Origin of the sequence: Inquilinus sp., from assembly GCF_039594555.1 — a bacterium.
Lineage (GTDB): Bacteria > Pseudomonadota > Alphaproteobacteria > DSM-16000 > Inquilinaceae > Inquilinus.
Map to the genome: position 1 here is coordinate 1 of NZ_JBCNNF010000050.1, position 24274 is coordinate 24274.

The 24274-nt window shown below is 69.0% G+C and carries 24 protein-coding genes, 1 tRNA gene and 1 pseudogene; 9 read left to right on the forward strand and 17 right to left on the reverse strand.

Annotated elements, in window-relative coordinates; genetic code table 11:
* A pseudogene (locus ABDW35_RS07945) lies at positions 1 to 456 on the reverse strand (hypothetical protein); the annotation flags it as partial.
* Between the two features lie 724 nt (positions 457 to 1180).
* Here ABDW35_RS07945 and ABDW35_RS07950 point away from each other — a divergent pair.
* Positions 1181 to 1489, forward strand: coding sequence for a hypothetical protein (locus ABDW35_RS07950; protein ID WP_343713315.1), 309 nt, complete (start codon positions 1181 to 1183; stop codon positions 1487 to 1489).
* A 52-nt stretch (positions 1490 to 1541) separates the two neighbouring features.
* Here ABDW35_RS07950 and mgtE read toward each other — a convergent pair whose 3' ends face one another.
* From mgtE to ABDW35_RS07965, 3 genes are all read right to left on the reverse strand, one after another.
* Positions 1542 to 2930 (reverse strand): magnesium transporter, encoded by a 1389-nt coding sequence (gene mgtE / locus ABDW35_RS07955; protein ID WP_343713316.1) that lies wholly within the window; start codon positions 2928 to 2930, stop codon positions 1542 to 1544.
* A 1-nt stretch (position 2931) separates the two neighbouring features.
* Positions 2932 to 5268, reverse strand: a complete 2337-nt coding sequence (locus ABDW35_RS07960; RefSeq protein WP_343713317.1) for an NADP-dependent malic enzyme — start codon at positions 5266 to 5268, stop codon at positions 2932 to 2934.
* A 130-nt stretch (positions 5269 to 5398) separates the two neighbouring features.
* A tRNA-Leu gene (locus ABDW35_RS07965) sits at positions 5399 to 5485 on the reverse strand.
* 87 nt (positions 5486 to 5572) lie between these two features.
* Between ABDW35_RS07965 and lipB the strand changes: the two genes are divergently transcribed.
* Positions 5573 to 6244 carry a lipoyl(octanoyl) transferase LipB gene (lipB, locus tag ABDW35_RS07970; RefSeq protein ID WP_343713336.1) on the forward strand — a complete coding sequence of 224 codons (672 nt, stop codon included), beginning with the start codon at positions 5573 to 5575 and terminating at the stop codon, positions 6242 to 6244.
* Here lipB and ABDW35_RS07975 read toward each other — a convergent pair whose 3' ends face one another.
* The 3 genes from ABDW35_RS07975 to ABDW35_RS07985 all read right to left on the reverse strand — a co-directional run bounded on the left by ABDW35_RS07975 (position 6245) and on the right by ABDW35_RS07985 (position 7125).
* The gene (locus tag ABDW35_RS07975; protein ID WP_343713318.1) at positions 6245 to 6547 is read right to left on the reverse strand and encodes a CcdB family protein; all 303 of its coding nucleotides are present in this window, start codon (positions 6545 to 6547) and stop codon (positions 6245 to 6247) included. It lies immediately after the preceding gene.
* The gene (locus ABDW35_RS07980; RefSeq protein ID WP_343713319.1) at positions 6547 to 6804 is read right to left on the reverse strand and encodes a type II toxin-antitoxin system CcdA family antitoxin; all 258 of its coding nucleotides are present in this window, start codon (positions 6802 to 6804) and stop codon (positions 6547 to 6549) included. The genes ABDW35_RS07975 and ABDW35_RS07980 overlap by 1 nt, the downstream gene beginning before the upstream one ends.
* Before the next feature lie 153 nt (positions 6805 to 6957).
* Positions 6958 to 7125 carry a type II toxin-antitoxin system CcdA family antitoxin gene (locus ABDW35_RS07985; protein WP_343713320.1) on the reverse strand — a complete coding sequence of 56 codons (168 nt, stop codon included), beginning with the start codon at positions 7123 to 7125 and terminating at the stop codon, positions 6958 to 6960.
* Positions 7126 to 7167: 42 nt separating this feature from the next.
* On the opposite strand from ABDW35_RS07985, the gene ABDW35_RS07990 reads away from it, so the two are divergent.
* Together ABDW35_RS07990 and ABDW35_RS07995 are read left to right on the forward strand one after the other, a co-directional pair.
* Complete coding sequence (locus ABDW35_RS07990; protein WP_343713321.1) at positions 7168 to 8706, forward strand: ABC-F family ATP-binding cassette domain-containing protein; 1539 nt, start codon at positions 7168 to 7170, stop codon at positions 8704 to 8706.
* Between the two features lie 194 nt (positions 8707 to 8900).
* A complete protein-coding gene (locus ABDW35_RS07995) occupies positions 8901 to 10472 on the forward strand; it encodes a class I SAM-dependent methyltransferase (protein ID WP_343713322.1) in 1572 nt (523 codons plus the stop codon).
* Between the two features lie 16 nt (positions 10473 to 10488).
* Here ABDW35_RS07995 and ABDW35_RS08000 read toward each other — a convergent pair whose 3' ends face one another.
* The 6 genes from ABDW35_RS08000 to ABDW35_RS08025 form a co-directional block, all read right to left on the reverse strand.
* The gene (locus tag ABDW35_RS08000; protein WP_343713323.1) at positions 10489 to 10908 is read right to left on the reverse strand and encodes an NUDIX domain-containing protein; all 420 of its coding nucleotides are present in this window, start codon (positions 10906 to 10908) and stop codon (positions 10489 to 10491) included.
* Positions 10893 to 11180 (reverse strand): acylphosphatase, encoded by a 288-nt coding sequence (locus tag ABDW35_RS08005; RefSeq protein WP_343713324.1) that lies wholly within the window; start codon positions 11178 to 11180, stop codon positions 10893 to 10895. The genes ABDW35_RS08000 and ABDW35_RS08005 overlap by 16 nt, the downstream gene beginning before the upstream one ends.
* The gene (locus ABDW35_RS08010; protein ID WP_343713325.1) at positions 11177 to 11653 is read right to left on the reverse strand and encodes a hypothetical protein; all 477 of its coding nucleotides are present in this window, start codon (positions 11651 to 11653) and stop codon (positions 11177 to 11179) included. The genes ABDW35_RS08005 and ABDW35_RS08010 overlap by 4 nt, the downstream gene beginning before the upstream one ends.
* Complete coding sequence (locus ABDW35_RS08015) at positions 11650 to 11952, reverse strand: hypothetical protein (RefSeq protein ID WP_343713326.1); 303 nt, start codon at positions 11950 to 11952, stop codon at positions 11650 to 11652. The genes ABDW35_RS08010 and ABDW35_RS08015 overlap by 4 nt, the downstream gene beginning before the upstream one ends.
* Before the next feature lie 16 nt (positions 11953 to 11968).
* Positions 11969 to 13933, reverse strand: a complete 1965-nt coding sequence (locus ABDW35_RS08020) for an acetyl/propionyl/methylcrotonyl-CoA carboxylase subunit alpha (protein WP_343713327.1) — start codon at positions 13931 to 13933, stop codon at positions 11969 to 11971.
* Positions 13934 to 14024: 91 nt separating this feature from the next.
* Complete coding sequence (locus ABDW35_RS08025) at positions 14025 to 14483, reverse strand: Lrp/AsnC family transcriptional regulator (RefSeq protein WP_343713328.1); 459 nt, start codon at positions 14481 to 14483, stop codon at positions 14025 to 14027.
* Between the two features lie 111 nt (positions 14484 to 14594).
* Between ABDW35_RS08025 and ABDW35_RS08030 the strand changes: the two genes are divergently transcribed.
* From ABDW35_RS08030 to glgB, 3 genes are all read left to right on the forward strand, one after another.
* The gene (locus ABDW35_RS08030) at positions 14595 to 15227 is read left to right on the forward strand and encodes a LysE family transporter (RefSeq protein ID WP_343713337.1); all 633 of its coding nucleotides are present in this window, start codon (positions 14595 to 14597) and stop codon (positions 15225 to 15227) included.
* A 132-nt stretch (positions 15228 to 15359) separates the two neighbouring features.
* Positions 15360 to 16640 (forward strand): hypothetical protein, encoded by a 1281-nt coding sequence (locus ABDW35_RS08035; protein WP_343713329.1) that lies wholly within the window; start codon positions 15360 to 15362, stop codon positions 16638 to 16640.
* Between the two features lie 115 nt (positions 16641 to 16755).
* Positions 16756 to 18993 (forward strand): 1,4-alpha-glucan branching protein GlgB, encoded by a 2238-nt coding sequence (glgB, locus tag ABDW35_RS08040; RefSeq protein WP_343713338.1) that lies wholly within the window; start codon positions 16756 to 16758, stop codon positions 18991 to 18993.
* 11 nt (positions 18994 to 19004) lie between these two features.
* Here glgB and ABDW35_RS08045 read toward each other — a convergent pair whose 3' ends face one another.
* The 3 genes from ABDW35_RS08045 to ABDW35_RS08055 form a co-directional block, all read right to left on the reverse strand.
* The gene (locus ABDW35_RS08045; protein ID WP_343713330.1) at positions 19005 to 19415 is read right to left on the reverse strand and encodes a type II toxin-antitoxin system VapC family toxin; all 411 of its coding nucleotides are present in this window, start codon (positions 19413 to 19415) and stop codon (positions 19005 to 19007) included.
* The gene (vapB, locus tag ABDW35_RS08050) at positions 19415 to 19639 is read right to left on the reverse strand and encodes a type II toxin-antitoxin system VapB family antitoxin (protein WP_343713331.1); all 225 of its coding nucleotides are present in this window, start codon (positions 19637 to 19639) and stop codon (positions 19415 to 19417) included. Before vapB ends, ABDW35_RS08045 begins: the two co-directional genes overlap by 1 nt.
* Before the next feature lie 80 nt (positions 19640 to 19719).
* Positions 19720 to 20400 carry a hypothetical protein gene (locus ABDW35_RS08055; protein ID WP_343713332.1) on the reverse strand — a complete coding sequence of 227 codons (681 nt, stop codon included), beginning with the start codon at positions 20398 to 20400 and terminating at the stop codon, positions 19720 to 19722.
* Between the two features lie 152 nt (positions 20401 to 20552).
* On the opposite strand from ABDW35_RS08055, the gene glgX reads away from it, so the two are divergent.
* A complete protein-coding gene (glgX, locus tag ABDW35_RS08060; RefSeq protein ID WP_343713333.1) occupies positions 20553 to 22667 on the forward strand; it encodes a glycogen debranching protein GlgX in 2115 nt (704 codons plus the stop codon).
* A gap of 98 nt (positions 22668 to 22765) precedes the next feature.
* Positions 22766 to 23242, forward strand: coding sequence for a bacterioferritin (bfr, locus tag ABDW35_RS08065; RefSeq protein WP_343713334.1), 477 nt, complete (start codon positions 22766 to 22768; stop codon positions 23240 to 23242).
* A gap of 63 nt (positions 23243 to 23305) precedes the next feature.
* On the opposite strand, the gene phaR is transcribed toward bfr, so the two are convergent.
* Positions 23306 to 23944 (reverse strand): polyhydroxyalkanoate synthesis repressor PhaR, encoded by a 639-nt coding sequence (gene phaR, locus ABDW35_RS08070; RefSeq protein ID WP_343713335.1) that lies wholly within the window; start codon positions 23942 to 23944, stop codon positions 23306 to 23308.
* Between the last annotated feature and the right edge of the window lie 330 nt (positions 23945 to 24274).

Here is a 24274-nt window from a genome sequence, read left to right on the forward strand (position 1 = left end):
GACGCCGCCCAGCAGGTCGCCGTCGAGGATGCCGCCGAGCAGGCCGCTGACCGTCTCGAGCACGCCGCCGAGGACGCCGCCCAACAGGTCGCCATGCAGGATGTTGCCGAGCAGATCCTCGACCCCACCGAGCAGGTTGCCCGTCAGGTCGGTGCCGAGCGCGCCGCCGAGCACGCCGTTGAGCAGCCCGTCGACCAGCCCGAAGACGCCGCCGAGGAGCCCTTCGCCCTCGGAGGTGCCCAGGATCAGGCCGTCCAGGGAGCCCAGGACGCTCTTCACCGTACCGATCACGCCGCTGAGGAGATCCTCGCTAAGAAGATCGCCGAGCACGCCGTCACCGCCGAGCAGACCGCCGAGAAGGCCGTCGCTGCCCAGCAGGCCGCCCAGGAGACCGTCATTGCCCAGCAGGCCGCCGAGCAATCCGCCGTCTCCAAGCAGGCCGTCAAGAAGACCCATTGTTTTTCCTCCTCCAAGAACCCTTGCCAAGCCGACAGCCCGGCCGCCGCCCACAGGGCTAGCCAGCCGGCATTCAGGCAAAAAACGATAGGTCTGTCCATGGAAATTCCCGTTTTTTACTTTTCACCGATGAAATAGACCGATGAAATTGACCTCTTATAAGTTCTATCATTGGATTGAGTTCTTTCATTTCTGAGGAAAAGTTACATTATTACTTAATGAATAAAATTTTATTTCCAGCTCATTGACGTACGCGACCGCTTGCTGCGTGGGCTATGTCCTTGATCCGACAGGATCCTGCGGCTCCAGCGACGATCGCGCGAGCCGTGTCCCCGACTCGCCTGTGCGAGGCCAGGGAACCGGCCGCTGTCGCGGATTTTGCCGGGAGGGCCGGCGGCAGCGTCCGTCACGGCCGGTCGCGGCAGCCGGCTCTGCTCCCGCTATTCTTGCGGCCGGCTGCGGATGAGGACCGAAGTCCCGAGCGTTCCTTGAGCGAATCAGGCGACACGACGAAATCCCGCTGCGACGGGGTCCGCCGGCCCGACCGTCATGGGACGGTCGCATTGCTAGGGCCGGCGGGGTAGACTCCCCGCCAGGGTCGACTCATTGCGTTCGCGAGAACGGCTGGACACCGGCTGCACTCGCCTCGTACAACCCTGGGTATTCATGACGGGATATGCACTGCAATTGAGCAGTAGCCCCGGATCCGGTGAGGGAGGGCATATTGAACGTGGAATCCACTGGCATTAGCGAAGCCGATCTGCGCGAGGCATTGAAGAAGCTGGCGGTGGCGAGCGACCTGCGCTTTGGCCAGGTCGTCGGGCTGGCGGCGCTAATCGCGCTGTTGCCGGGCGTCGAGACGATCAGCGAGGAGAAGGTCAAGGAGGTTGTCGAGCACCTGGTCAAGGGCGTGCCCGGCGGCCAGAATCTCACGATTCCGGCGGTCAACATCGCCAGCAACGTGATCAAGGCTGCGCGCGAGACCAAGAGCGCCGGCGTCACCGCCAGCACCGGTACTGTCGGCAACGCCTGAGGCGGATGCGGATCGAGCCCCATCCCGCGATCCGGCGGGATGGGGCGATGGTTCAAAGCAGGATTAGGGCGGCCAGGCCGAGAAAGGCGAAGAAGCCGACCACGTCGGTGACGGTGGTCAGGAACACGGCGCTGGACACCGCCGGATCGATCCCGAAGCGCTGCATCGCCAGCGGGATCACAGTGCCCGAGAAGGCGGCCGCCAGCAGGTTGATGATCATGGCCGCGCCGATCACCGCCGCCAGGCGCGGATCCCCGAACCACAGCCACACCACCCCGCCGGCGATCGCGGCGAAGAGCAGGCCGTTGATCACGCCGACCAGCACCTCCTTCCACAGGATGCGGACGGCGTTGCTGTCGGTCAGCTCGCGCATCGCCAGCGCCCGCACCGCGACCGTCAGGGTCTGGGTGCCGGCATTGCCGCCCATCGAGGCCACGATCGGCATCAGCACCGCCAGCGCCACCACCTTGCTGATCGTGTCCTCGAACAGGCCGATCACTGACGAGGCCAGCACCGCGGTCAGCAGGTTGACGAACAGCCAGGAGAAGCGCGAGCGGGTGGTCGCGGCGACGTCGCGATAGAGGTCGCTCTGTTCGCCGATGCCGCCGAGGCGGAAGATGTCGGATTCCGCCTCCTCGTCGATGACGTCGACCACGTCGTCCAGGGTGATGACCCCCAACAGCTTGCCGTCGCGGTCGACCACCGGGGCCGAGACCATGGCATAGCGCCGGAACAGCAGCGCCACCTCCTCCTGGTCCATCTCCGCCGGGATCGGGTGGATGTCCTCCAACTCCAGCTCGGCCAGCTTGGCCGGACGCCGGCCGCGCAGGAAGCGCGCCAGCGGCAGCTGGCCGGTCGGCAGCCCACGCGCATCGACCAGGAACAGGCTGTAGAACTCGTCCGGCAGATTCTCGGCGCTGCGCAGCCAGTCGATGGTCTTGCCGACGGTCCAGTAGTCCGGCACCGACACCAGCTCGCGCTGCATCAGCCGGCCGGCGGAGTATTCCGGGAAGTCCAGCCCTTCGAGCAGGACCCGCCGCTCCTCGGCCGGGATATTGGCCAGGACGGCGTCGCGCTCGCCCTCGTCGAGGGTCTCGATCAGGGCCAGCGCGTCGTCGGAATCGAGCTCCTGCAGCGCCGCGGCGACGTCCTGCGGCCCGAGCAGGTCCAGCACCTCCTGCCGGACATCCTCGTTCAGCCAGGCCAGCGCCTCGGCGTCGGTGGTCAGCTGTACCCGGATCAGGCCGACGGCGACGCGCCGGTCATCCGGGTGCAGCGCCTCGAGCAGCGCCGCCAGATCGGCGGAGTGGAGCGGTGCCAGCCGCTCCTCCACCTCGGCGAGGCGATGGTCGTCCAGCGCCTCCTCGATCTCCTGCACGAAGCCGGGTGGCAGGCCGTACTCCTGGGCGTCCGCCGGTTGCGGGTCGGGCGCCGTTACCACCTCAGACCGACAGCGCTTCGAGCGCCACGTGCGACGCCTGCCGCGCATGGGCGTCGATCGGACAGACCGCCCCGGCCAGCTGCGCATCGACCGTGGCGATCGCGGTGACGTTGACCAGGCCGCGCACCGACACCGACGGGGTGACGATATGCGCCGGCCGGGCGACGCCCAGCAGCATCGGGCCGATCGAGATCGCCTCGCCCAGCACCTTGAGCATATTGAAGGCGATGTTGGCGGCGTCGAGCGAGGGCAGCACCAGCAGGTTGGCGCTGCCGGTCAGCTTGCTGTCCGGGAAGATCCGCTGGCGGATCTCCTCCGACAGCGCGGCGTCGGCATGCATCTCGCCTTCGACCTCCAGGTCCGGCGCCTGCTCGCGGATCAGCGACAGGGCATGGCGCATCTTCACTGGCGACGGCCCGTCCATAGTGCCGAAGTTAGAATGCGACAGCAGCGCCACCTTCGGCACGATGCCCAGGCGCTTGACCTCTTCCGCTGCCAGCAGCGTGGTCTCGGCAATCTGCTCCGGCGTCGGGTCCGGGGTGATGTAAGTGTCGGCCAGGAAGAAGGTGCCGCGCGGCAGCACCAGGGCGCTGAGCGCGGCCGGGGTGGTCACCCCCGGCGCCAGGCCAATGACGCTGAGGACGTCGCGCAGATGCGGCCGGTACGGGCCGTAGCTGCCGCAGATCATGGCGTCGGCTTCCTGCTTCTGCACCATCAGCGCCGCGATCACGGTCGAGTTGGTGCGCACCACGGTGCGGGCGACGTCGGGCGAGACGCCGCGCCGGGCCAGGAGTTGGTAGTAGAGGCGCCAGTATTCTGTGTAGCGGGGATCGTCCTCGGGATCGACCAGCTCGACATCGCGGTCGAGCTTCACCCGCAGGCCCAGCTTCTCGATCCGGCGCTCGACCACGCTGCGGCGGCCGATCAGGATCGGCTTGGCCAGCTGGTCGTCCAGCACCACCTGCACCGCGCGCAGCACCCGTTCGTCCTCGCCCTCGGCATAGACGATGCGCTTGGGCTCGGCTTTCGCCTGGTTGAACACCGGCCGCATGACCAGGCCGGAGCGGAAGACGAACTCCTCCAGCTTGCCGACATAGGCATCGAAATCCTCGATCGGCCGGGTGGCGACACCGGAGTCCATCGCTGCCCGCGCCACCGCCGGCGCGATCTTGATGATCAGCCGCGGGTCGAAGGGCTTCGGGATCAGGTAGTCGGGGCCGAAGCTGAGCTGCTGGTCGCCATAGGCGGTGGCGACGATGTCCGACCCCTCCTGCATCGCCAGGTCGGCGATGGCCTGCACCGCGGCGATCTTCATCGCCTCGTTGATCGCGGTGGCGCCGACATCCAGCGCGCCGCGGAAGATGAAGGGGAAGCACAGGACGTTGTTGACCTGGTTCGGATAGTCCGACCGGCCGGTGGCCATCACCGCGTCGGGGCGGATGGCCTTGACCTCCTCCGGCATGATCTCCGGCGTCGGATTGGCCAGCGCCATGATGATCGGCCGGTCGGCCATGCTCTTGACCATGTCGCCGGTCAGCACCCGCGGGGCGGAGAGGCCGAGGAAAATGTCGGCGCCGCCGATCACCTCGGCCAGGGTCCGCGCCTCGGTCTTGCGGGCGTAGCGCTGTTTGCGCGGGTCCATCAGCTCGTTGCGGCCGTCCCAGACCACGCCGGCGATGTCGGTGACCCAGATGTTCTCGATCGGCAGGCCCATATCGACCAGCAGGTCGAGGCAGGCCAGCGCCGCCGCGCCGGCGCCGGAGGTGACCAGCTTGACCGACTTCAGATCCTTACCGACGACGCGCAGCCCATTGGTGATGGCGGCGGCGACGATGATGGCGGTGCCGTGCTGGTCGTCGTGGAAGACCGGGATCTTCATCCGGGACCGGGCCTTCGATTCGACCTCGAAGCACTCCGGCGCCTTGATGTCCTCGAGATTGATGCCGCCGAAGGTCGGCTCCAGCGCCACGATGATGTCGACCAGCTTGTCCGGGTCGGTCTCGTTCACCTCGATGTCGAAGACGTCGATGCCGGCGAACTTCTTGAACAGGACGCCCTTGCCCTCCATCACCGGCTTGGACGCCAGCGGGCCGATGTTGCCGAGGCCCAGCACGGCGGTGCCGTTCGAGATCACGGCCACCAGGTTGGCCCGACTGGTGACGCGCGAGGCCTCCTGCGGGTCGGCGACGATCGCCTCGCAGGCCGCGGCCACGCCGGGGGAATAGGCCAGCGCCAGGTCGCGCTGCGTCGCCAGCGGCTTGGTCGGGGCCACCGCGATCTTTCCGGGCGTCGGGAGACGATGGTAGTCGAGGGCGGCTTCGCGCAGATCGCTGGACATCAGGGGATCCGGACAGCGTTACGGGTCGAGCCGTTATAGGCAGCGTTCCGCCCGGGCGGAAGGGCCGCGTCGGGAGGCTGACCCGCTGAAACGCGAAAGGCCCGCCGGTGAGGGCGGGCCTTGCGAAGAATGGTGCGGTCGAGAAGACTCGAACTTCCACGGGGGTTAGCCCACAGCGACCTCAACGCTGCGCGTCTACCAATTCCGCCACGACCGCACGGCAGGCACGCCCACGAGGGGCCTTGCCTTCCGAGGTGCGGGGGGATTAGCAGATCGGATGCGCCCGATCAAGCAGCCCGATGAGATGATCGCGATTCCGTCTTCCATCCCCGCCGAAACCGCCGCTTCCGGCGGCCCCGACTGGCGCATCGACGACGGCGCCGTGCCCTATCCCGAGGCGCTGGCGGCGATGGAGGCCCGGGTGGCGGCGATTCGCGCCGGCACCGCGCCGGAGCTGGTGTGGCTGCTGGAGCACCCGCCGCTCTACACCGCCGGCACCAGCGCCCATGACACCGACCTGCTGACGCCCGACCGCTTCCCGGTCTACCGCACCGGCCGCGGCGGCCAGTACACCTATCACGGGCCGGGGCAGCGGGTCGGCTATGTCATGCTCGACCTGAAGCGGCGCGACCCGGATGTGCGCGCCTATGTCCATTCGCTGGAGGAGTGGCTGATCCGCACCCTGGCGCGGTTTCAGGTGAAGGGCGAGCGGCGCGAGGGCCGCGTCGGCATCTGGGTCGAGCGCGACGGGATCGAGAAGAAGATCGCCGCGATCGGCGTGCGCATCCGGCACTGGGTGACCTTCCACGGCGTGGCGCTGAACGTCGACCCCGACCTGTCGCATTTCGCCGGCATCGTGCCCTGCGGCCTGGCCCAGTACGGCGTCACCTCGCTGGTCGATCTCGGCCTGCCGGTGGCCATGGCGGATGTCGACCTGGCCCTGCGCGAGGCCTGGGACGAGGTGTTCGAGGGGTAGTCAGAAGCCCTGGAACAGGAAGTCCAGGGCGTCGACGATGGTTGTGTGCTGGTCGGCCAGCGAGGCGACCACGTCGCCTAGTTCGGAAACCTGAGCCGCCCCCATATGTCCGGTCTGCAAGAGATAGCGCTGCCCGCCGATCAGAAAGGTCGGCTCCAATCGGCCCTGCGGCGGGCCTATGTAGTCTGACAGAAGGATCAGCGGAACGACGATCCGCGTGGTCAGGTGATCATGGAATTCCGATTGAACGTTCAGCACCAGGGTATCGCCGAGCCTGCCCACCCGATGCACGTCAAACCGCATTAGAAGAGACGCAGCGATCGCAGGGTCAGCCCATGCTGCTCGACCCATTCGTTATAAGCCTTGATCGCCTCGGCGTTCTCTTCCTTCCAACGCTCGCCCTCGTGGCGGCGTACCGCCTCGACGATGGCGTCCTCGGCAATCCTGGAGATATTCAGGCCGTATTCCTTCGCTCGGCCGGTCGCCTCGACCGAGAGGTTGAGATTGGTCGGACGGCGCAGCGTGCGATTCAAGGTCTTGCGGCTGTCAAGCTTGGACATAGGCAAGCATATGCGCATTTTTTTGCGCATAGCAAGATCGCTTGGCGATAGCCGCATCTGGTTGGGTTCGCGGAACGAACCCAACGTGGTGAGATCAGGGGCGGCGTCGATCTGTTGGGTTTGCCATGCGAACCCAGGCTACGGCGAATAGCGTCAGAGACGCCGGTACTTCGCCAGGATCAATCCTTCCCGTTCCACCCGTTCGTTGTCGCTTTTGATCGCCTCGGCGTTCTCCTCCTTCCAGCGCGCCGCCTCGTCCCGGCGCCTGGCTTCGTCGGCCGGGTCCTTCGGGTCACGATCTTTCGTCTTCCGATCAGGCATCTGGTACCCTCCCCGGCCCAACGCCGTTTCCCGAGACCCATCATGCTCCTCCAGGCCGAAGGCATCACCCTCAAGATCGGCGGCCGGGCCCTGTTCCAGGATGCCAGCTTCGCCGTCCACCCGGACGACCGCATCGGCCTGGTCGGCGACAACGGCAGCGGCAAGTCGACGCTGATCAACGCCCTGCTCGGCGAGATCGAGCTGGACCGCGGCCGCATCGCGCGCCGGCGCGGCCTGCTGATCGGCCATGTGCCGCAGGCGGTGCCGGCCGCGATCCTGTCGCTGACCCTGCACGAGGCCATGGTCGCGGCCTTGCCCGGGGCGGCGCGCGACGACCAGGCCTGGCGCGCCGATGTGGTGCTGGACGAGCTGGGGCTGGCCCCCGAGCTGTGGCACGCCCAGACCGTTGCCGAGCTGTCCGGCGGCTGGCAGCGGCTGCTGCTGGTGGCGCGGGCGACGCTGGCCGACCCCGACCTGCTGATCCTGGACGAGCCGACCAACCATCTCGATGTCGGCAAGGTGATGCGGCTGGAGCGCTGGCTGACCGAGCATCTGCGCCTGCCCTTCATCCTGGTGTCGCATGACCGCGAATTCCTGGACCGCGTCACCAATCGGACCATCATCCTGCGCGGCGACCGGGTGCGGAGCTACGGCACCTCCTTCTCCCAGGCGCGGCAGGAGCTGATCCGCGAGGACCTGGCGGCGCTGCAGCAAGCCGAGCGCGACGAGAAGGAGGTCGAGCGGCTGGAGCGCGCCGCCAAGCGACTGGCGATCTGGTCCAACCTGAAGGGACACAACCCGGACATGGCCCGGCGCGCCAAGGCCGTGGCGTCCCGCGCCGAGCAGCGCCGGGCGGAGGCCACGGTGGCGCATCGCGAGGCGCGGCGGGACATCAACCTGGACAGCACCGAGGTGCAGCGCGCCACGCTGGTGCGGCTGAAGGACCATGTCGTGCGCACCGAGACCGGGCGCGAGCTGCTGCGCATCGAGCAGGAATTCGTGCGCCGCGGCGACCGCATCGCACTCTTGGGCCTGAACGGCACCGGCAAGTCGCATCTGATCCGCGACCTGATGGCGGCGATCACCCGGGCCGCGGCGGGCGATGCGCCGCTGGGCCAGTCGATCACCGCCAACCCGCAGCTGCGGCCGGGCTACCTCGACCAGCACCTGTCCGACCTGCCGCGGCAACTGCCGGTGAACCGGGCGCTGCAGGCGGCGTCGACCCTGCGCGACGCCGAGCTGGTGCGCGAGCTGCACAATATCGGCATCCCCATCGAGAAGCAGGCGACGCCGATCGGCAACCTGAGCTACGGCGAGCAGCTGCGGGTCACCTTCCTGCTGCTGCGGCTGCGCCAGCCCAACATCTACCTGCTGGACGAGCCGACCAACCACCTGGACATCGCAGGGCGGGAGCGGTTGGAGGACCTGCTGTCGCGCGATGACACGACCTGCGTCTTCGTCACCCATGACCGGCGCATGCTGCGCGGCATCGGCACCCGCTACCTGGAGATCCGCAACCGCCGGCTGGTCGAGGTCGATGGGCCGGACGAGTTCCTGGAACGGGTCGCCGCCGCGGCTTGAGACGGCCGGGACGACACCCGGCCAGCCCCGTCGCCCATCCCCGCATATGCGGCTAGGAAAGGACTCCGATCCATGGTTAGGATGGGTCGTTCCGAGGGGCGGCGATCCGTTCCGAGCGGCCGCCGAGACGGCCGCCGGCCCGAGCCTGCCCGGGGAGGACACATAACGGGCGATTTCAAGCCGACGGAGTGAACATGTCCGACGTCATCGACCAGATCCGGGACGCTTACGACACGGTCCCGTACGACTCCCATTCCTTCCCGGCCACGTCCCCGGAGCATCTCCAGACCGTCGCGCATCTCTTCGGCCTGTCGGCGCCGCGGGTCGCGACCAGCCGGGTGCTGGAGCTGGGCTGCGCGTCCGGCGGCAACATCCTGCCGCTCGCGCTGCGGTATCCGGAAAGCCGCGTGGTCGGCATCGACCTGTCGCCGGTCCAGATCGCCGCGGGACGGAAGGCCGCCGCCGAGCTCGGGCTGAGCAATATCGAGCTGCACCAGGGCGACCTGGGCGAGATCGCCCCGACGCTCGGGGTCTTCGACTACATCATCTGCCACGGCGTCTACAGCTGGGTGCCGCCGGAGGTGCAGGAAGCGATCCTTCGCGTCTGCCGCGAGAACCTGGCCCCCGACGGCGTCGCCTTCGTCAGCTACAACTGCTACCCCGGCTGGAAGGCGAAGGAGGTGGTGCGCGACGCCATGATCCTGCGCGGCCGCCATACGGGATCGAAGGAACAACCGCTGGCCTATGCCCGGGGGATGATCGACTTCCTGTCCGGCGTCACCGATCCGAACAGCCTGATGGGCCGGATCGTGGCGGAGCAGAGCGGCACCCTGAAGTCGTTTCACGAATCCTATCTCCAGCACGAGTTCCTCGAGCTCTACAACACGCCCTGCTATTTCGGGGACTTCGTCGCGGCGGCGGAGACGGCCGGGCTGACCTATCTCGGCGATGCGGTGCCGTCGTCGATGTTCGTCGCCAATTTCGGCGCCTCCGTCGCAGCTCCGCTGCTGAAGGAGTGCGGCGACAGCCAAGTCCGGCTCGAGCAGTATCTCGACTTCGTCAGCAACCGGACCTTCCGCCAGACCCTTCTGGTCCATGCCGACCGGGCCGGGGACGTCTCTTACCGCCTCGATGGCGAGCGGCTGCGGGCGCTGCATGTCGCCGCCTTCCTGCCGCCCCAGGGGGACGCGGTGCTGGACGATGCGCCGCGGCCCTACGGCGCGGCGGGCAGCCGGCCCCTGATCCTGCCGCAACGGTCGCTCAAGGCCGCGGCGGCGGCGCTGACGGCGGCCTGGCCCGGGACGCTGGATTTCCCGTCGCTGATGGCCGCGGTCGAGGCCGCCCTTCCCGGCAAACTGCCCGCCGAAGCGGAAGCGGAGGTGACCGACCTGATCGAATTGCTGGTGATGCAGGATCGCGGCAAGGTCCGGCTGAACCCGGTGGCCAAGCCAGGACCGGCGCTGGCGGTGCCCGACGCATGGCGGCGCTATGCGGCCTGCACGGGGAAGGCGGGGATGGCCCGCATCGCCAACGCCTGGCATGAATCGGTCGTCCTCGACGTGGTGGAACGCTGCTTGATCGAGCATCTCGACGGGACGCAGGAGGACGAGGCGCTGATCGAGCGGCTGATCGAAGCCGTCGCGACCGGCGATCTGACCTTCAAGATCGCCGACCGCACGGCGAGCGATCCCGAAGATATCCGGCGCTGCGCCAGGGAGCATCTCGACCGGGTCAGGGCCCGGTTTCCCGAGCGTTTCGTGCTCTGAACCGTATGGGCGCGGCCTAGACCGAGGCCGCTTCCAGCGCCACCCGGGTGGCGAGGGTCAGGGGCTGCGGCAGCGCGTCGAGGGCGAACCAGCCGATCGCGGCCAGCGCCGCCGGCTCGCGGTTGACCGGTTCGCCCGCCACGATGGCGGCGCGGTAGACCGGCGCCACCCAATGGGTGCCGGCGGCGCGGTCGATCTGGTCGACCAGGCACAGCAGCCCGTCGAGCCGCAACGCGACGCCGAGTTCCTCCTCGATCTCACGCCGCACAGCCGCCTCGACCGTCTCGCCGAAATCGACCTTGCCGCCGGGCAGGCCCCAATGCCCGGCCTCCGGCTTGCGCCGCCGCTGCACCAGCAGCAGCCGGCCCGCCGGGTCGCGGATGAAGGCGCCGACGCCGAGCCTGGGAGCCGGCGCCGCGATCACAGCGTCGGCCATTGGCCGAAGCCGGGATGGTCGGGCGGCTCCGCCTCCGTCGCCTGCACCCGGTCGACCAGCGCCATGCTCGGCCCACGGCGGCAGGCGGCGGCGACCCGGTCGACCGCCCCGGCCGGGCCGGACAGCAGCGCCTCGACCGAGCCGTCGCGGCGGTTGCGGACCCAGCCGTCCAGGCCGGCGGCCCCGCTCTGCCCGGCCAGCCAAGCGCGGTAGCCGACGCCCTGGACCCGCCCGGTGATGCGCAGCGACAGCGCCTTGCGCTCCCCGCTCATGCCTCCTCCTCTGGCTCCTCCGGCAGCGCGCCGCCATAGAGCGCGGCGGCAACAAGACGGATGGCGAAGCGCGCCTCCGCCTCCAGCCGCTCGGCCTCGAACCAGTGCATGTCGACCGTCAGCGTCGGCGGGTCGGAGACGTGCAGCGCCCGGTTGCGGGCCCGGCGCAGCGTGTCGAAGCGCTCGTCCAGCCCGGCCTCGGCGAACAACGTGCCGGCGTTGAGATAGGGGTCGACCGCCCGGCCGGACGCGATCGCCTGCTCGCGCAGATGCGCCTCGACCACCGCGACCGCGAGGATCGTGGTGGCGACCCAGGCGCCGGCGCCGAACACGGTTTCCAACTCGACCAGCAGCGCCTGGGTATGGTCGCCGACCGCAACGCCCGGATCGTTCCGGCGTCCGGCGCCGCGGCCGGCCATGACGTCGGCGAACCAGCGGGTGCGAAGCTCCGCCTCGCCGCCGCCGCTCTTCATTGCGCGAAGATCTCCTCGCACTTCTTCAGGTCGCCCTCGATCCGGGTCTTCTCCGCGCTCGGCGGGCGGGTCGGGCCGGCCATGTCCTTGATCCGGGTGCAGTAATCGGCCCAGGCGCCCATCGCGCGCTCGTCGACCCGGATCATGAACGGATCGGTCGGGCCCGGCGGCGGATGCAGGTCGTCATCCTTGATCGAGGCGATCGGCGGCGGCGGGCCCGGATTGTCAGGCGGGGTGTAGCCGTCGCCGCAGCCCGCCAGGATCAGCGCCGGCAGGACGATAGTCAGGACTCGGTTCATCGCGCTCTCCCGGCCCTCAGGCCGCTGCGAATTCCAGGATCTTCTGGTCCACCGCCAGGCTGTCGCCCGGCTTGGCATGCAGGGCCTCGACGACGCCGTCACGCTCGGCCCTGAGGATGTTCTCCATCTTCATCGCCTCGACCACCGCCAGCTCCTGCCCCGCCCGCACCGGCTCGCCCGCGGCGACCGCGACCGAGACCAGCAGCCCTGGCATCGGCGACAGCAGGAAGCGCGACATGTCGGGCGGTGCCTTGACCGGCATCAGCTCGGCAAGGGCCGCGGCGCGCGGCGACAGCAGAGCCATGTCGACCTCGCCGCCGGCATGGGTCAGGCGCAGCCCCACCGGGCGGCGGTCGACCTGCGCCACCAGCCGGGCACCATCCACCATGCCGTCGAACAGCAGCTCGCCCGGCCGCCACCGGCCCTGCACGGCATAGGACCGGCCGTCCAGCGTCACCCGCCAGCCATCCGCATCCTCCGCCACCGTCACCGGCCGGTTCAGCCGGCCGGCGCGCAGCGTCCAGTCCCGCGCCCCTGCCGGCGCGCCGCGCAGGACAGCCTGGCGGTGCAGCAGGGCGGCGCCGAGGGCGGCCAGCCGGCCGGCGGCGTCACCCGAGGGCGCGGTGCCGTGGAAGCCGTCCGGGAACTCCTCGGCGATGAAGCGGGTGGTCAGCCGGCCCTCGACGAAGCGCGGATGGTGCATCAGCGCCGCCAGGAACGGGATGTTGTGGTTGACGCCGCGGATCACGAAGCCGTCCAGCGCGCTGCGGATCGAGGCGATCGCGGCGTTCCGGTTCGTCCCGATGCCGATCAGCTTGGCGATCATCGGGTCGTAATGCATCGAGATCTCGCCGCCCTCGTCGACGCCGGTGTCGACGCGGACCTGCGGCCCCTCCTCCGGCGCGCGGTAGCGGGTCAGCCGGCCGATAGAGGGCAGGAAGCCGCGCAGCGGGTCCTCGGCATAGACCCGGGCCTCGACCGCCCAGCCGTCCAGCCGGATGTCCTCCTGCCGGAACGGCAGCTCCTCGCCGGCGGCGATGCGGATCATCAACTCGACCAGGTCGAGGCCGGTCACCGCCTCGGTCACCGGATGCTCGACCTGCAGTCTTGTGTTCATCTCCAGGAAATAGAAGGAGCGATCGGCGCCGACGATGAACTCGACCGTGCCGGCCGAGCGGTAGTTCACGGCGCGGGCCAGGGCGCAGGCCTCGGCCCCCATCGCCCGGCGCATCTCCTCGGTCAGGAAGGGCGACGGCGCCTCCTCGATCACCTTCTGGTGGCGGCGCTGGATCGAGCATTCGCGCTCGCCGAGATAGACGGTGTTGCCGTGGCTGTCGGCCAGCACCTGGATCTCGATATGCCGCGGCTCCTCGATGAACTTCTCGGCGAAGACCCGGTCGTCGCCGAAGGCCGTGCGCGCCTCGTTGCGGGCGGAGCGAAAGCCCTCGCGCGCCTCGTCGTCGTTGCCGGCGACACGCATGCCCTTGCCGCCGCCACCAGCCGAGGCCTTCAGCATCACCGGATAGCCGATGCGGCGGCTGACCTCGACCGCCTCGTCCTCGTCGGCGATCGGCGCCAGATGGCCGGGCACGGTCGAGACGCCGGCCGCCTGGGCCAGCTTCTTCGATTCGATCTTGTCGCCCATCGCCTCGATGGCGCCGACGCCCGGGCCGATGAAGGCGATGCCGGCGGCTTCGAGCGCCGCGCAGAAGCGCGGATTCTCCGACAGGAAGCCGTAGCCGGGATGCACCGCCTGGGCACCGGTCGCCCGGCACGCCTCGACGATGCGGTCGATCACCAGATAGGACTGGGCGGAAGGCGCCGGGCCGATCGGCACCGCCTCGTCGGCCATGCGGACATGCACCGCGTCGGCATCGGCCTCGGAATACACGGCCACGGTCTTGATGCCCATGCGCCGCGCGGTGCGGATGACGCGGCAGGCGATCTCGCCGCGATTGGCGATCAGGATCTTGTCGAACATCGTCCCTTCGGAGGCGGCTGGGCCATGGGCGCAACATTGCGTCCCGTTCGTGCCGCGCCGCAACAGGAAAGCGGAGAGGCCCGGCGGAGGCTTATTCCCCGGCCGGCGGCAGCACCCGGCCGGCGACCGGCGAGGACAGGATCAGCGAGGAGGTGGTGGCGCCGAAGGCGGCGAGGCGCAGCAGGATCTCGTCGAGATGCTGGATCGACCGGGCGACCACCTTGAACACATAGGCGTCCTCGCCTGCGACCTCATGGCACTCCACCACCTCGGTCACGGTGCGGGCGAAGGCTTCGACCGCCGGGAAGGTCTCGGCCCGGCAGCGCAGCCGGACGAAGGCGGACATGCCGTAGCCGAGGCGGCCGCGGTCGACCTCGGCCCGGAAGCCCTTGATGATGCCCTGGTCCTCCAGCCGCTTCACCCGCTCGGCCACCGCCGGCGGCGACAGGCCGACCAGCCGGCCCAGCTCGGCATAGCTGGCGCGGGCGTTCTCCTGCAGCGCCAGCACCAGGGTGCGACCGATGGCATCGAGGCGGAGTTTCGCGTCCATCCGAATCGCCCCCGTTGGTTTCAGTCCCGCATTGGTTTAATCGAAGGGCCGGCGAACCACCATTCGCGATCGCTTCCTTTGTGACACGAGGCCGACGGCACCCCATCCGTGATGATCGATCCCTTCCTGTTCGCCAAAGGCGTCGCCCTCGGTATCGCCATTGCCGCCCCGGTCGGCCCGATCGGTGTCCTGTGCATCCGCCGGACCCTGATCCACGGCACCCGCTTCGGCATCCTGACCGGCATCGGCGCCGCCTTCGCGGACGGGTTGTTCGGCCTGATCGCCGCCTTCGGCATGGTGGCGCTGAGCGCCTGGCTGATCACGGTGAAGGACGCGCTGCACCTGATCGGCGGCACCGTGCTGGCCGTGCTGGCCGTGCGCACCCTGCTGCATGCCGGCCATATCGAGCGCGACCCGGAGACCGGGCGGACCGAGAGCAGCGAGATCACGGCGGTCATCACCGCCTTCCTCCTCACCCTCAGCAACCCGATGACGATCCTGACCTTCGCCACCGCCTTCACCGCGGTCGGGCTGGCGGAGACGCTGTCGATCGGCTCTGGCCTGATCCTGGTGGCCGGGGTGCTGTGCGGCTCCGCCTCCTGGTTCACGACGCTGAGCTTCATCGTCGCCACCACCGGCGGCCGGCTGACGCCGCGGACGCTGCTGTGGATCGACCGCGTCGCCGGCGTGCTGCTGCTGGTCTTCGCCGCCTACATGTTCCTGGCCCTCTATCTGCGCTGGTAGAAGCCCCGGCCGCTGCGCTGCGGCCCGTTCTGGCGGATTGACAAGCCGCGCCCCTCTGGACGAGTGTGGCCCGCCCTGCGGGAAAGGCTCGAGACTGACCCGCCCGGAGACATCATACGGACGCGTCCTGGAATGAATCTTTCGACCTTCCGCGCCGGCGTGGCGCTGCTTCCGCTTCTGTTCGCCGCCCCGGCGATCGCGCAGCAGGCCGCGCCCGCGGCGCCGCCCGCGAAGCCGGCGCAGGCCCCTGCCGCCCCGGCCCAGGCCGCGCCGCAGCAGGGCCAGGCGGCACAGCCGCCCGCCCAGCAGCCGCCGAAGGAGTTCGTCATCGACGCCAATGGCTGGAAGGGCGGCGCCGTCATCAACCCGAACAACCGGCAGTTCGAGTACTGCGTCGTCCAGAAGCCCTATGATGGCAACTCCCTGCTGTCGTTCCAGATGGCCCCGAACTATTCCTTCAACGTCGCCGTGATCCGGAAGGACTGGGGGCTGAAGGACACCGACAAGGGCAAGGGCCGCGTCCGCGTCGACAGCGCCTTCGACAAACCCTTCGACGCGCTCGCGGTCGGCCCCGAGGCCTTCGTCCTGCCGACCGGGCCGAACGGCGACCTGTTCCAGGCCCTGGTCAAGGGCAGCAAGACGATCGTGACCACGCCGAAGGGCGAGTACACCTTCGCCCTAACCGGCACCGGCGCCGCCTTGCCTGCGCTGAAGACCTGCATCGACACCGCGCGCAAGCTGGCCTCCCAGGCCCAGGCCAACGCCCCCCAGGTCGACCCGCGGACGCTGATCGGCGCCCAGGGCTTCGGCATGCCGGTCGGCGCGCTGCAGGACATCCTGAACGGCGCAGGCATCAAGGATGTCGGGATCGCCGACCCGCGCAAGCTGCCGCGCGACCCGCTGCAGATCAACCAGGCCTGGCAGGTCGGCACCGACGGCAAGGTCGTCGGCGGCCTGCACCAGGAGCCGCGCGGCGACGCGGTCGAGATCGACCAGTTCGCCAAGCGCTATCTCGAGATCATGAAGTCGGTGTGCGGCACCGACTGGCAGAGCAGCGACCAGCCGGCCCAGATCGAAGGCCCCTACGCCGTCAAGCGGGCCGAACTGAGCTGCACCATGAACCAGCAGAAGATCGCCGCCGCGCTGGTCTTCACCCTGGACGACAACTACTACAGCGCCTTCTTCCACCAGGCGCTGGAGACCGACAAGGCCCTGGCGGAGGACGCCTCGAACAAGCTGGCCACCTTCATCCAGACGCAGATGGCCCAGGTCGAGGCGGAGAAGCAGAAGCAGGAGAATGGCCAGGCTGCGCCGGCCCCGGCTGCGCCCGCCGCGCCGGCGACCCCGCCGGCCGATGGCACCCAGCCGCCCGCCGCTCCCGCGGCGCCGGCCACGCCGCCGACCGGCAACTGACCGGTTCCATCCGGGCAATCGACACGAGGGCGGATCCATCCCGGATCCGCCCTTGTTGTTTGCGGAGAGAACCGGTCAAGATCGCGCGAGGATGGAGGCTTCGATGACCAATGCCATGCCGCCCCGCTCCTCGGCCGTACCCGGTGCCCCGGCGCCCCTGACCGATCCGGCCGATATCGCGGCGCTCGTCGCCTCGGACCATCGCGACCCGTTCGGCGTGCTCGGGCCCCACCCGGACGGGGACGGCACGGTGTTGCGCTGCTTCCGGCCCGACGCCGCGGCGGTCGAGGCGATCGACCCGGACAGCGGCGCGGTGCTGGCGCGGCTGGAACGGCGCCATGCCGACGGCGTGTTCGACGGCCGCATCGGCCGCCCCTTCCCGCCCCGCTACCGGCTGCGCATCGACTACGGCCAGGCCGGCGGGGTGTGGGAGATCGAGGACCCCTACCGCTTTCCATCCAGCTTCGGCGAGATCGACCTGCACCTGTTGGGCGAGGGCACGCATCTGGAGCTGTACCACCGGCTGGGCGCCCATCCGCGCACGCTGGACGGGGTGGACGGTACGGTCTTCGCCGTCTGGGCGCCGAATGCCCGCCGCGTCGCCGTGGTCGGCGACTTCAACGGCTGGGACGGCCGGCTGCACCCGATGCGGCTGCATCCCGGCATCGGGGTGTGGGAGATCTTCCTGCCCGGAATCGGCCCCGGCGCGGCCTATAAATTCGAGATCCGCGGCCCATCCGGCGACCTGCTGCCGCTGAAGACCGACCCCTTCGCCTTCCGCGCCGAGCATCCGCCGAAGACCGCTTCGCTGGTGCACGGCCTGCCGGATTACGGCTGGGACGATGCCGGCTGGCTGGCGCGGCGCCCGGCGGCGCAACGGCGCGACGCCCCGATCAGCATCTACGAGGTCCATGCCGGATCCTGGCGCCGGGTGCCGGAGGAGGGCAACCGGCCGCTGTCCTGGCGCGAGCTGGGCGACCAGCTGATCCCCTATGCCGCCGGCCTGGGCTTCACCCATATCGAGCTGCTGCCGGTCAGCGAATACCCGTTCGACGGCTCCTGGGGCTACCAGCCGATCGGCCTCTACGCCCCGACCAGCCGCTTCGGTCCGCCGGAGGACTTCGCCGCTTTCGTCGACCGCTGCCACCGCGCCGGGCTGGGCGTGCTGCTGGACTGGGTGCCGGGGCATTTCCCGACCGACGAGCATGGCCTGGCCCGGTTCGACGGCACCGCGCTCTACGAGCATGCCGATCCGCGCCAGGGCATGCACCAGGACTGGGGCACCCTGATCTACAACTACGGCCGGGCCGAGGTGCGCAACTTCCTGCTGGGCAACGCCCTCTACTGGCTCGACCGCTTCCATGTCGACGGGCTGCGGGTCGATGCCGTGGCCTCGATGCTCTACCTCGACTACAGCCGCAAGGCCGGGGAATGGGTGCCGAACCGCTTCGGCGGCCGCGAGAACCTGGAGGCGGTGGAGTTCCTGCGCCAGACCAATGTCGAGGTCTATGGCCGGCATGAGGGCGTGGCCACCGTGGCCGAGGAATCGACCGCCTGGCCGGCCGTGTCGCGCCCCGCCCATCTCGGCGGCCTGGGCTTCGGCTACAAGTGGAACATGGGGTGGATGAACGACACCCTGCGCTACATGCAGAAGGACCCGATCCACCGGCACTGGCACCACCACGACCTGACCTTCGGCCTGCTCTACGCCTTCAGCGAGAACTTCGTGCTGCCGCTGAGCCATGACGAGGTGGTGCACGGCAAGGGGTCGTTGCTGGGCAAGATGCCGGGCGACGACTGGCAGAAATTCGCCAATCTCCGCGCCTATTTCGGCTTCATGTGGGCGCATCCGGGCAAGAAGCTGCTGTTCATGGGCGGCGAGTTCGCCCAGCGCAGCGAGTGGAGCCACGACCGCAGCCTGGACTGGCATCTGCTGGAGGCCGGGCCGCATCATGCCGGGGTGCAGCGGCTGGTCGGCGACCTGAACCGCCTGTACCGCGAGTTGCCGGCCCTGCATGTTCGCGACTGCGAGCCGGAGGGGTTCGACTGGATCGACGCCAGCAACAGCGCCGATTCGGTGCTGGCCTGGCTGCGCCTGGGCAATGACGGCGACCGGCCGGTGCTGGCGATCTCGAACTTCACCCCGGTGCCGCGCCAGGGCTATCGCATCGGCGTGCCGCTGGGCGGGCGCTGGGCTGAGCGGCTGAACACCGACGCCCAGGTCTATGGCGGCTCCGGCATGGGCAATGGCGGCGGCGCCGAGGCCGAGGCCTCGCCCTGGCACGGCCGCCCCTTCTCCCTGCTGCTGACCCTGCCGCCGCTGTCGACCGTTCTGTTCGAATGGGCGGGGTGAACCGACAGAGGTCAGGCAGCCCAGTTCTGGATTTTCAATCCGGCGATCCGGCGGAATTCCCGCTCGTTGTTGGTGACCAGCGTGAGTTTCGCCGCCTTGGCGTGAGCGGCGATCCAGAGGTCATTGTTGCCGATAACCTCGCCTCTCGCCTCAAGATCAACCCGGATGGCGCCATAGGCTTCGCCCACATCCGGCGGCAGCGGCAGGACCGGCAGATAGGTCATCAACTCGCGCAGCGCTTCCATCGACCTTGTCCGCGCGGGGCTTTTCTCAACTCCGTACAGCAGCTCGCCATAGGTGATCACGGACAGCGCCGCCTCACCCGGCTGCAGCTTCTCGAACCGGGCGAGCACCTCCTGCGGCCTGCGCCGGCGGATATAGATGCAGATGTTCGTGTCCAGCAGGTAGCGGACGACGGTCATTAGAGGTCGTCGCGGCTCTGTGGCGGCGTGTCGCTGCGATCCTCACCGTCGTCCGGCAGCGAGGCCAACAGCTCGAAGGCCCGGGCCATACCTCGCGGCTTCTCGCGCAGCACGACCTCGTCGCCGCGGCGGAAGATCTCAACCTCCTGGCTCTCGAACCGAAATTGCTTCGGCAGCCGGACGGCTTGGCTGTTGCCGGACCGGAACACGCGGGCGGTGGCCATCGCCTCTCCCTTCAGTATATACGTCAATGTATATACTGAAAGCCATCAGGACAAGAGAGAGAGACCAGAGGAGGCCGCTGTTACGGCTTCGGGGCCTCGGCCTGGCGCTTCAGCTCCTCCTGGGTGCGGGCGATCTGGGCCTGCAGGTCGGCCAGCTGCTGCCGGGCCGTGGCCAGGTCGCCCTGGGTCTTGCCCAGCTGCTCCGTCGCCTGCGCCAGCTGGCCGTTCACCGCCGCGGCGTCGGCGTTCAACCGGCCGTAGCTCTGGCGCTGCGCCGCCTCCTGCGTCCGCAACTGGTCGAGCTGGCCGTTGAGGGCCGAGGCCTGCGCCTGCCGGTCGGCCAGCTGCGATTCGGCCGCCTTTGCCTCATCCTGCGCCGCGCTGGCCCGGGCCGCGGCCGCATCGGCGTCGCGGACGGCCTGGTCGTGGCGCTGGCCGATCTGGTCCAGCGCCGCCTTGGCCTCGCCGATCTGCGCCTGCAGCCGGTCGGATTCGGCCTTGAGCGCGTCGCGATCGCCGCCGGCCTGCTTCAGCGCCGACAGCTCCTGCTCCGCCGCCGCCAGCCGGGCCTGCAGCCCGTCGCGGGACTGGCCGGCGCTGCGGCTCTCGACGCCGAGATAGATCGCCGCCACCAGGGCCACCAGGGCGACGATCATCGTGACGACGACGCCGATTCGCGGGCCCTCGCCACTGCGCGGCGGCACAGGGTGCGGGTCGGACGGCGCGGCGGGGCTGTGATCGGGATCGGCGAGGGTCGTCACGCGGGCGGTCCTTTCGGCAGGGCGGCTGGGCAACGGCTAGCGGCGAAACGTGGTGAAATCGTGTCGGCGGCGGCCGGCCATGATGGCCGGTGGACGGCTGCCGCCTGCGCGCTACATCCTGCCCTCCGGACAGGCCCGAAGGAACCGTCACGATGCCGCTGCCGATCCCTTTTCCCCCGGGGCCGCTTCCGGCCGGGCGCCCCTGGCCGCTCGGCGCCACGCTGACCGAGGACGGGGTCAACTTCGCCCTGTTCTCCGCCCATGCCGAGCGGGTCGAGCTGTGCCTGTTCGATGCCGAGGGCCGGCAGGAGCTGGCGCGGTACGAGCTGGCGGCCTGCACCGACCAAGTCTGGCACGGGCTGCTGCCCGGCGCCGGGGCAGGCACGGTCTATGGTTACCGCGTCCATGGCCCCTACGCGCCTTTGGACGGCCACCGCTTCAACCCGAACAAGCTGCTGCTGGACCCCTACGCCAAGGGCTTGGCGGGTGCGTTCCAATGGGACGATTCGGTGCATGGCTACACCCGCGGCGACCCGGCGTCCGACCTGTCCTTCGACCCGCGCGACAGCGCCGCCTTCGTGCCGAAATCCGTGGTCATCGACCCGGCCCATGACTGGGAGGGGGACGAGGCGCCGCGCACGCCTTGGGCCGACACGGTGATCTACGAGGCGCATATCCGTGGTCTGACCATGCGCCATCCGGGCGTGCCGGAACCGCTGCGCGGCACGCTGGGCGGGCTGGCCCATCCGGTGATGGTCGATCATCTGCGCCGCCTGGGCGTTACCGCGGTCGAGCTGATGCCGGTCCATGCCTTCATCGACGAGCGGGCGCTGATCGAGCGCGGCCTGAGCAACTACTGGGGCTACAACACCACGGCCTTCTTCGCTGTCCATCCCGCCTATGCCGGGGCCTTGCCGCCGCTGGAGGCGCTGCGCAATGCCGTGAAGGCGCTGCACCGGGCGGGGATCGAGGTGATCCTCGACGTCGTCTACAACCACACCGCGGAGAGCGACGTCTTCGGCCCGACGCTGAACTTCCGCGGCATCGACAACCTGTCCTACTACCAGCATGCGGCGCATGACCGGCGCGAGCCGTTCAACCCGACCGGCACCGGCAACGCGCTCGACCTCGGCCATCCGCGGGTGCTGCAGATGGTGATGGACAGCCTGCGCTGGTGGGTGGAGGCGGCGCATGTCGACGGCTTCCGCTTCGACCTGGCCACCACCCTGGCCCGGGTCGACTGCGAATTCTCCGCCGGTGCGCCGTTCCTGCAGGCGGTGGCGCAGGATCCGGTGCTGGCGCCGTGCAAGTTGATCGCCGAACCCTGGGACATCGGCCCGGGCGGCTGGCGCGTCGGCCAGTTCCCGACGGGGTGGTCGGAGTGGAACGACCGCTACCGCGACGGCATCCGCCGGGCCTGGCGCGGCGATCCGGGGTCGCGGCCGGAGCTGGCGCAGCGCCTCTCCGCCTCCGCCGACCTGTTCGATCATGACGGCCGCGGCGCCCGGGCGACGGTCAACTTCGTCACCGCCCATGACGGCTTCACCCTGGCCGATCTCGTTTCCTATGCGCAGAAGCACAATGAGGCGAATGGCGAGGGCAATCGCGACGGCACCGGGGACAACCACTCGGATAATCTCGGCACGGAGGGCCCGACCGGGGATCCGGCGATCCTGGCGCGGCGGCTGCGGCGGCGGCGCAACCTAGTGGCGACGCTGCTGTTCAGCCAGGGCGTGCCGATGCTGCTGGGCGGCGACGAGCTGGGCCACAGCCAGCAGGGCAACAACAATGCCTATTGCCAGGACGGGCCGCTGACCTGGCTGGACTGGTCGGCCGCCGATCCCGGCTTCGTCGATTTCGTCGCCCGGGTGGCGGCGCTGCGCCAGGCCCATCCGGCCCTGCACCAGCCCCGCTTCCTGCATGGCGCCGCCAGCGGGCAGGACGGCCTGCCCGATCTCGCCTGGCTGCGACCGGACGGCCAGGCGATGGAGGGCGCCGACTGGGGCGACCCCGCCGGCTTCGCCCTCGGCGTGCTGCTGAGCCGGCCGGGCGCGCCGCTGCTGCTGCTGCTGAACCCCGGGCCGGAGGGGCTGGAGTTCGCGCTGCCCCCGCTCGGCGCGTGGCATCCCTGGCTGGACACGGCGCGAACGCCCAGCGTCGCCCGGCTGGAGCCGGGCGCCCCGGCCTATCCGCTGGCCGCGGAAAGCCTGGCGCTGCTGGCATTGGCGGCCGCATCGCCAGCGGAAATCAGGAATGATTTGCAGTAAAGCTGCGATTGTTTCTCAATCACATAAGTAAAACTTTACGAACTCCTGTAATCGTTCTAAGGTGCGCTCCGACATCGACAACAACGGCCGAGGCGGCAATGCAGGGCGACAAGAAAGTCATCACTCACCTGAACGCGGTGCTGAAGAACGAGCTGACCGCAATCAACCAGTATTTCCTGCATGCGCGGATGCTCAAGAACTGGGACATCAAGCGCCTGGCCAAGAAGGTCTATTCCGAATCGATCGGCGAGATGAAGCACGCCGATCTGCTGATCGAGCGCATCCTGGTGCTGGAAGGCCTGCCGAACCTGCAGGATCTCGGCAAGCTCGGCATCGGCGAGAACGTGCCGGAGATGCTGGAATCAGATCTCGGCCTAGAGACCTTCAACCAGAAGACGGTGAAGGAGGCGATGGCGCATTGCGAATCGGTGCGCGACTTCGTCTCCAAGGAGATCCTGCTGAAGATCCTCGGCGATACCGAGGAGCATATCGACTGGCTCGAATCGCAGCAGTACCTGATCAGCCAGATGGGCCTGCAGAACTACATCCAGCTGGTGTCGACCGACGAGGAGTGACACCACTCCTCTCACAATGAAAAAGCCCCGCCTGAGCGGGGCTTTTTTGTGGGCATCCGACCATCACCGCTTCGGCTTGGTGATCTCCTCGATCTGGCGCTGCAGGTCGTCCAGCTTCTGGCGCAGCGTGTCGATCGACCCGCCCTGCTCGGCGGCCTTGGTCGGCTCGGCCGCGGCCTCGGCGGGGCCGGCCCCGGGCGGCTTGCCTTTGCCGGCGAAGGGCGTGAACATCTGCATCGCCCGCTCAAACAGCGCCATGTTCTGCTTGCCCATCTCCTCGAAGGCGCCGAACGGGAACACCCCGCTGACATCCTTGAAGTACTGGCGCATCTGGTCCTGGTTGCGAGCGAAGGCCTCCATCGAGGATTCGAGGTAGCGTGGGACCATGAACTGCAGGTTGTCGCCATACAGGCTGATCAGCTGCCGCAGAAAGCCGATCGGCAGCATGTTCTGGCCCTTGCCCTCCTCCTCGACGATGATCTGGGTCAGCACCGACCGGGTGATGTCCTCGCCCGTCTTCGCGTCATAGACCACGAATTCAACGCCGTCCTTGACCATCTGGGCCAGGTTCTCGAGCGTCACATAGCTCGACGTCGCCGTGTTGTAGAGCCGGCGGTTGGCGTATTTCTTGATGGTGATCGGCGGGTCTTTCGGCCCTTCCGCCGAAGGGGCGTTTCCAGGGGCGGCCTGACTGGTCGGCATGGGTTGTCCCTATCGCTTCTTGAGGCCGCGGGCACACGGCCGCTTTGACGGATTTGTGGCTATACTGGTCCGAGCGGGGCGGCATGTCACGATCCTTTCGCATCGCAACAACCGCCGGGCATAGGCAGGCCCGGCATCGCCGACTATGATCGCCGCCGATGACTGCGCCGAAACCGCCCCCCGCCCCGCCGCCCGGCGACGGCGACAGCCCGGACGACCTGGCCCGCCGCTTCCTCGATCTCTGGCAAGAGCATTGGACCGCAACCCTGACCGATCCCGAGACGCTGCGCGGCTGGTCCGCCCTGCTGGACCCCGGCCACATTTCGCGTG

Excerpts from the sequence above, each read along its gene's own strand:
- vapB (WP_343713331.1), bottom strand. The coding sequence starts at position 19,639 with ATGGCCACCGCCCGCGTGTTCCGGTCCGGCAACAGCCAAGCCGTCCGG.
- lipB (WP_343713336.1), top strand. The coding sequence starts at position 5,573 with ATGATCGCGATTCCGTCTTCCATCCCCGCCGAAACCGCCGCTTCCGGC.
- ABDW35_RS08045 (WP_343713330.1), bottom strand. The coding sequence starts at position 19,415 with ATGACCGTCGTCCGCTACCTGCTGGACACGAACATCTGCATCTATATC.
- glgX (WP_343713333.1), top strand. The coding sequence starts at position 20,553 with ATGCCGCTGCCGATCCCTTTTCCCCCGGGGCCGCTTCCGGCCGGGCGC.
- ABDW35_RS08020 (WP_343713327.1), bottom strand. The coding sequence starts at position 13,933 with ATGTTCGACAAGATCCTGATCGCCAATCGCGGCGAGATCGCCTGCCGC.
- ABDW35_RS07990 (WP_343713321.1), top strand. The coding sequence starts at position 7,168 with ATGCTCCTCCAGGCCGAAGGCATCACCCTCAAGATCGGCGGCCGGGCC.
- ABDW35_RS07975 (WP_343713318.1), bottom strand. The coding sequence starts at position 6,547 with ATGCGGTTTGACGTGCATCGGGTGGGCAGGCTCGGCGATACCCTGGTG.
- ABDW35_RS08015 (WP_343713326.1), bottom strand. The coding sequence starts at position 11,952 with ATGAACCGAGTCCTGACTATCGTCCTGCCGGCGCTGATCCTGGCGGGC.
- glgB (WP_343713338.1), top strand. The coding sequence starts at position 16,756 with ATGCCGCCCCGCTCCTCGGCCGTACCCGGTGCCCCGGCGCCCCTGACC.
- ABDW35_RS08005 (WP_343713324.1), bottom strand. The coding sequence starts at position 11,180 with ATGAGCGGGGAGCGCAAGGCGCTGTCGCTGCGCATCACCGGGCGGGTC.
- ABDW35_RS08025 (WP_343713328.1), bottom strand. The coding sequence starts at position 14,483 with ATGGACGCGAAACTCCGCCTCGATGCCATCGGTCGCACCCTGGTGCTG.
- ABDW35_RS07960 (WP_343713317.1), bottom strand. The coding sequence starts at position 5,268 with ATGTCCAGCGATCTGCGCGAAGCCGCCCTCGACTACCATCGTCTCCCG.
- phaR (WP_343713335.1), bottom strand. The coding sequence starts at position 23,944 with ATGCCGACCAGTCAGGCCGCCCCTGGAAACGCCCCTTCGGCGGAAGGG.
- bfr (WP_343713334.1), top strand. The coding sequence starts at position 22,766 with ATGCAGGGCGACAAGAAAGTCATCACTCACCTGAACGCGGTGCTGAAG.
- ABDW35_RS08035 (WP_343713329.1), top strand. The coding sequence starts at position 15,360 with ATGAATCTTTCGACCTTCCGCGCCGGCGTGGCGCTGCTTCCGCTTCTG.
- ABDW35_RS08000 (WP_343713323.1), bottom strand. The coding sequence starts at position 10,908 with ATGGCCGACGCTGTGATCGCGGCGCCGGCTCCCAGGCTCGGCGTCGGC.
- ABDW35_RS08010 (WP_343713325.1), bottom strand. The coding sequence starts at position 11,653 with ATGAAGAGCGGCGGCGGCGAGGCGGAGCTTCGCACCCGCTGGTTCGCC.
- ABDW35_RS08030 (WP_343713337.1), top strand. The coding sequence starts at position 14,595 with ATGATCGATCCCTTCCTGTTCGCCAAAGGCGTCGCCCTCGGTATCGCC.
- ABDW35_RS07995 (WP_343713322.1), top strand. The coding sequence starts at position 8,901 with ATGTCCGACGTCATCGACCAGATCCGGGACGCTTACGACACGGTCCCG.
- ABDW35_RS07980 (WP_343713319.1), bottom strand. The coding sequence starts at position 6,804 with ATGTCCAAGCTTGACAGCCGCAAGACCTTGAATCGCACGCTGCGCCGT.
- ABDW35_RS07985 (WP_343713320.1), bottom strand. The coding sequence starts at position 7,125 with ATGCCTGATCGGAAGACGAAAGATCGTGACCCGAAGGACCCGGCCGAC.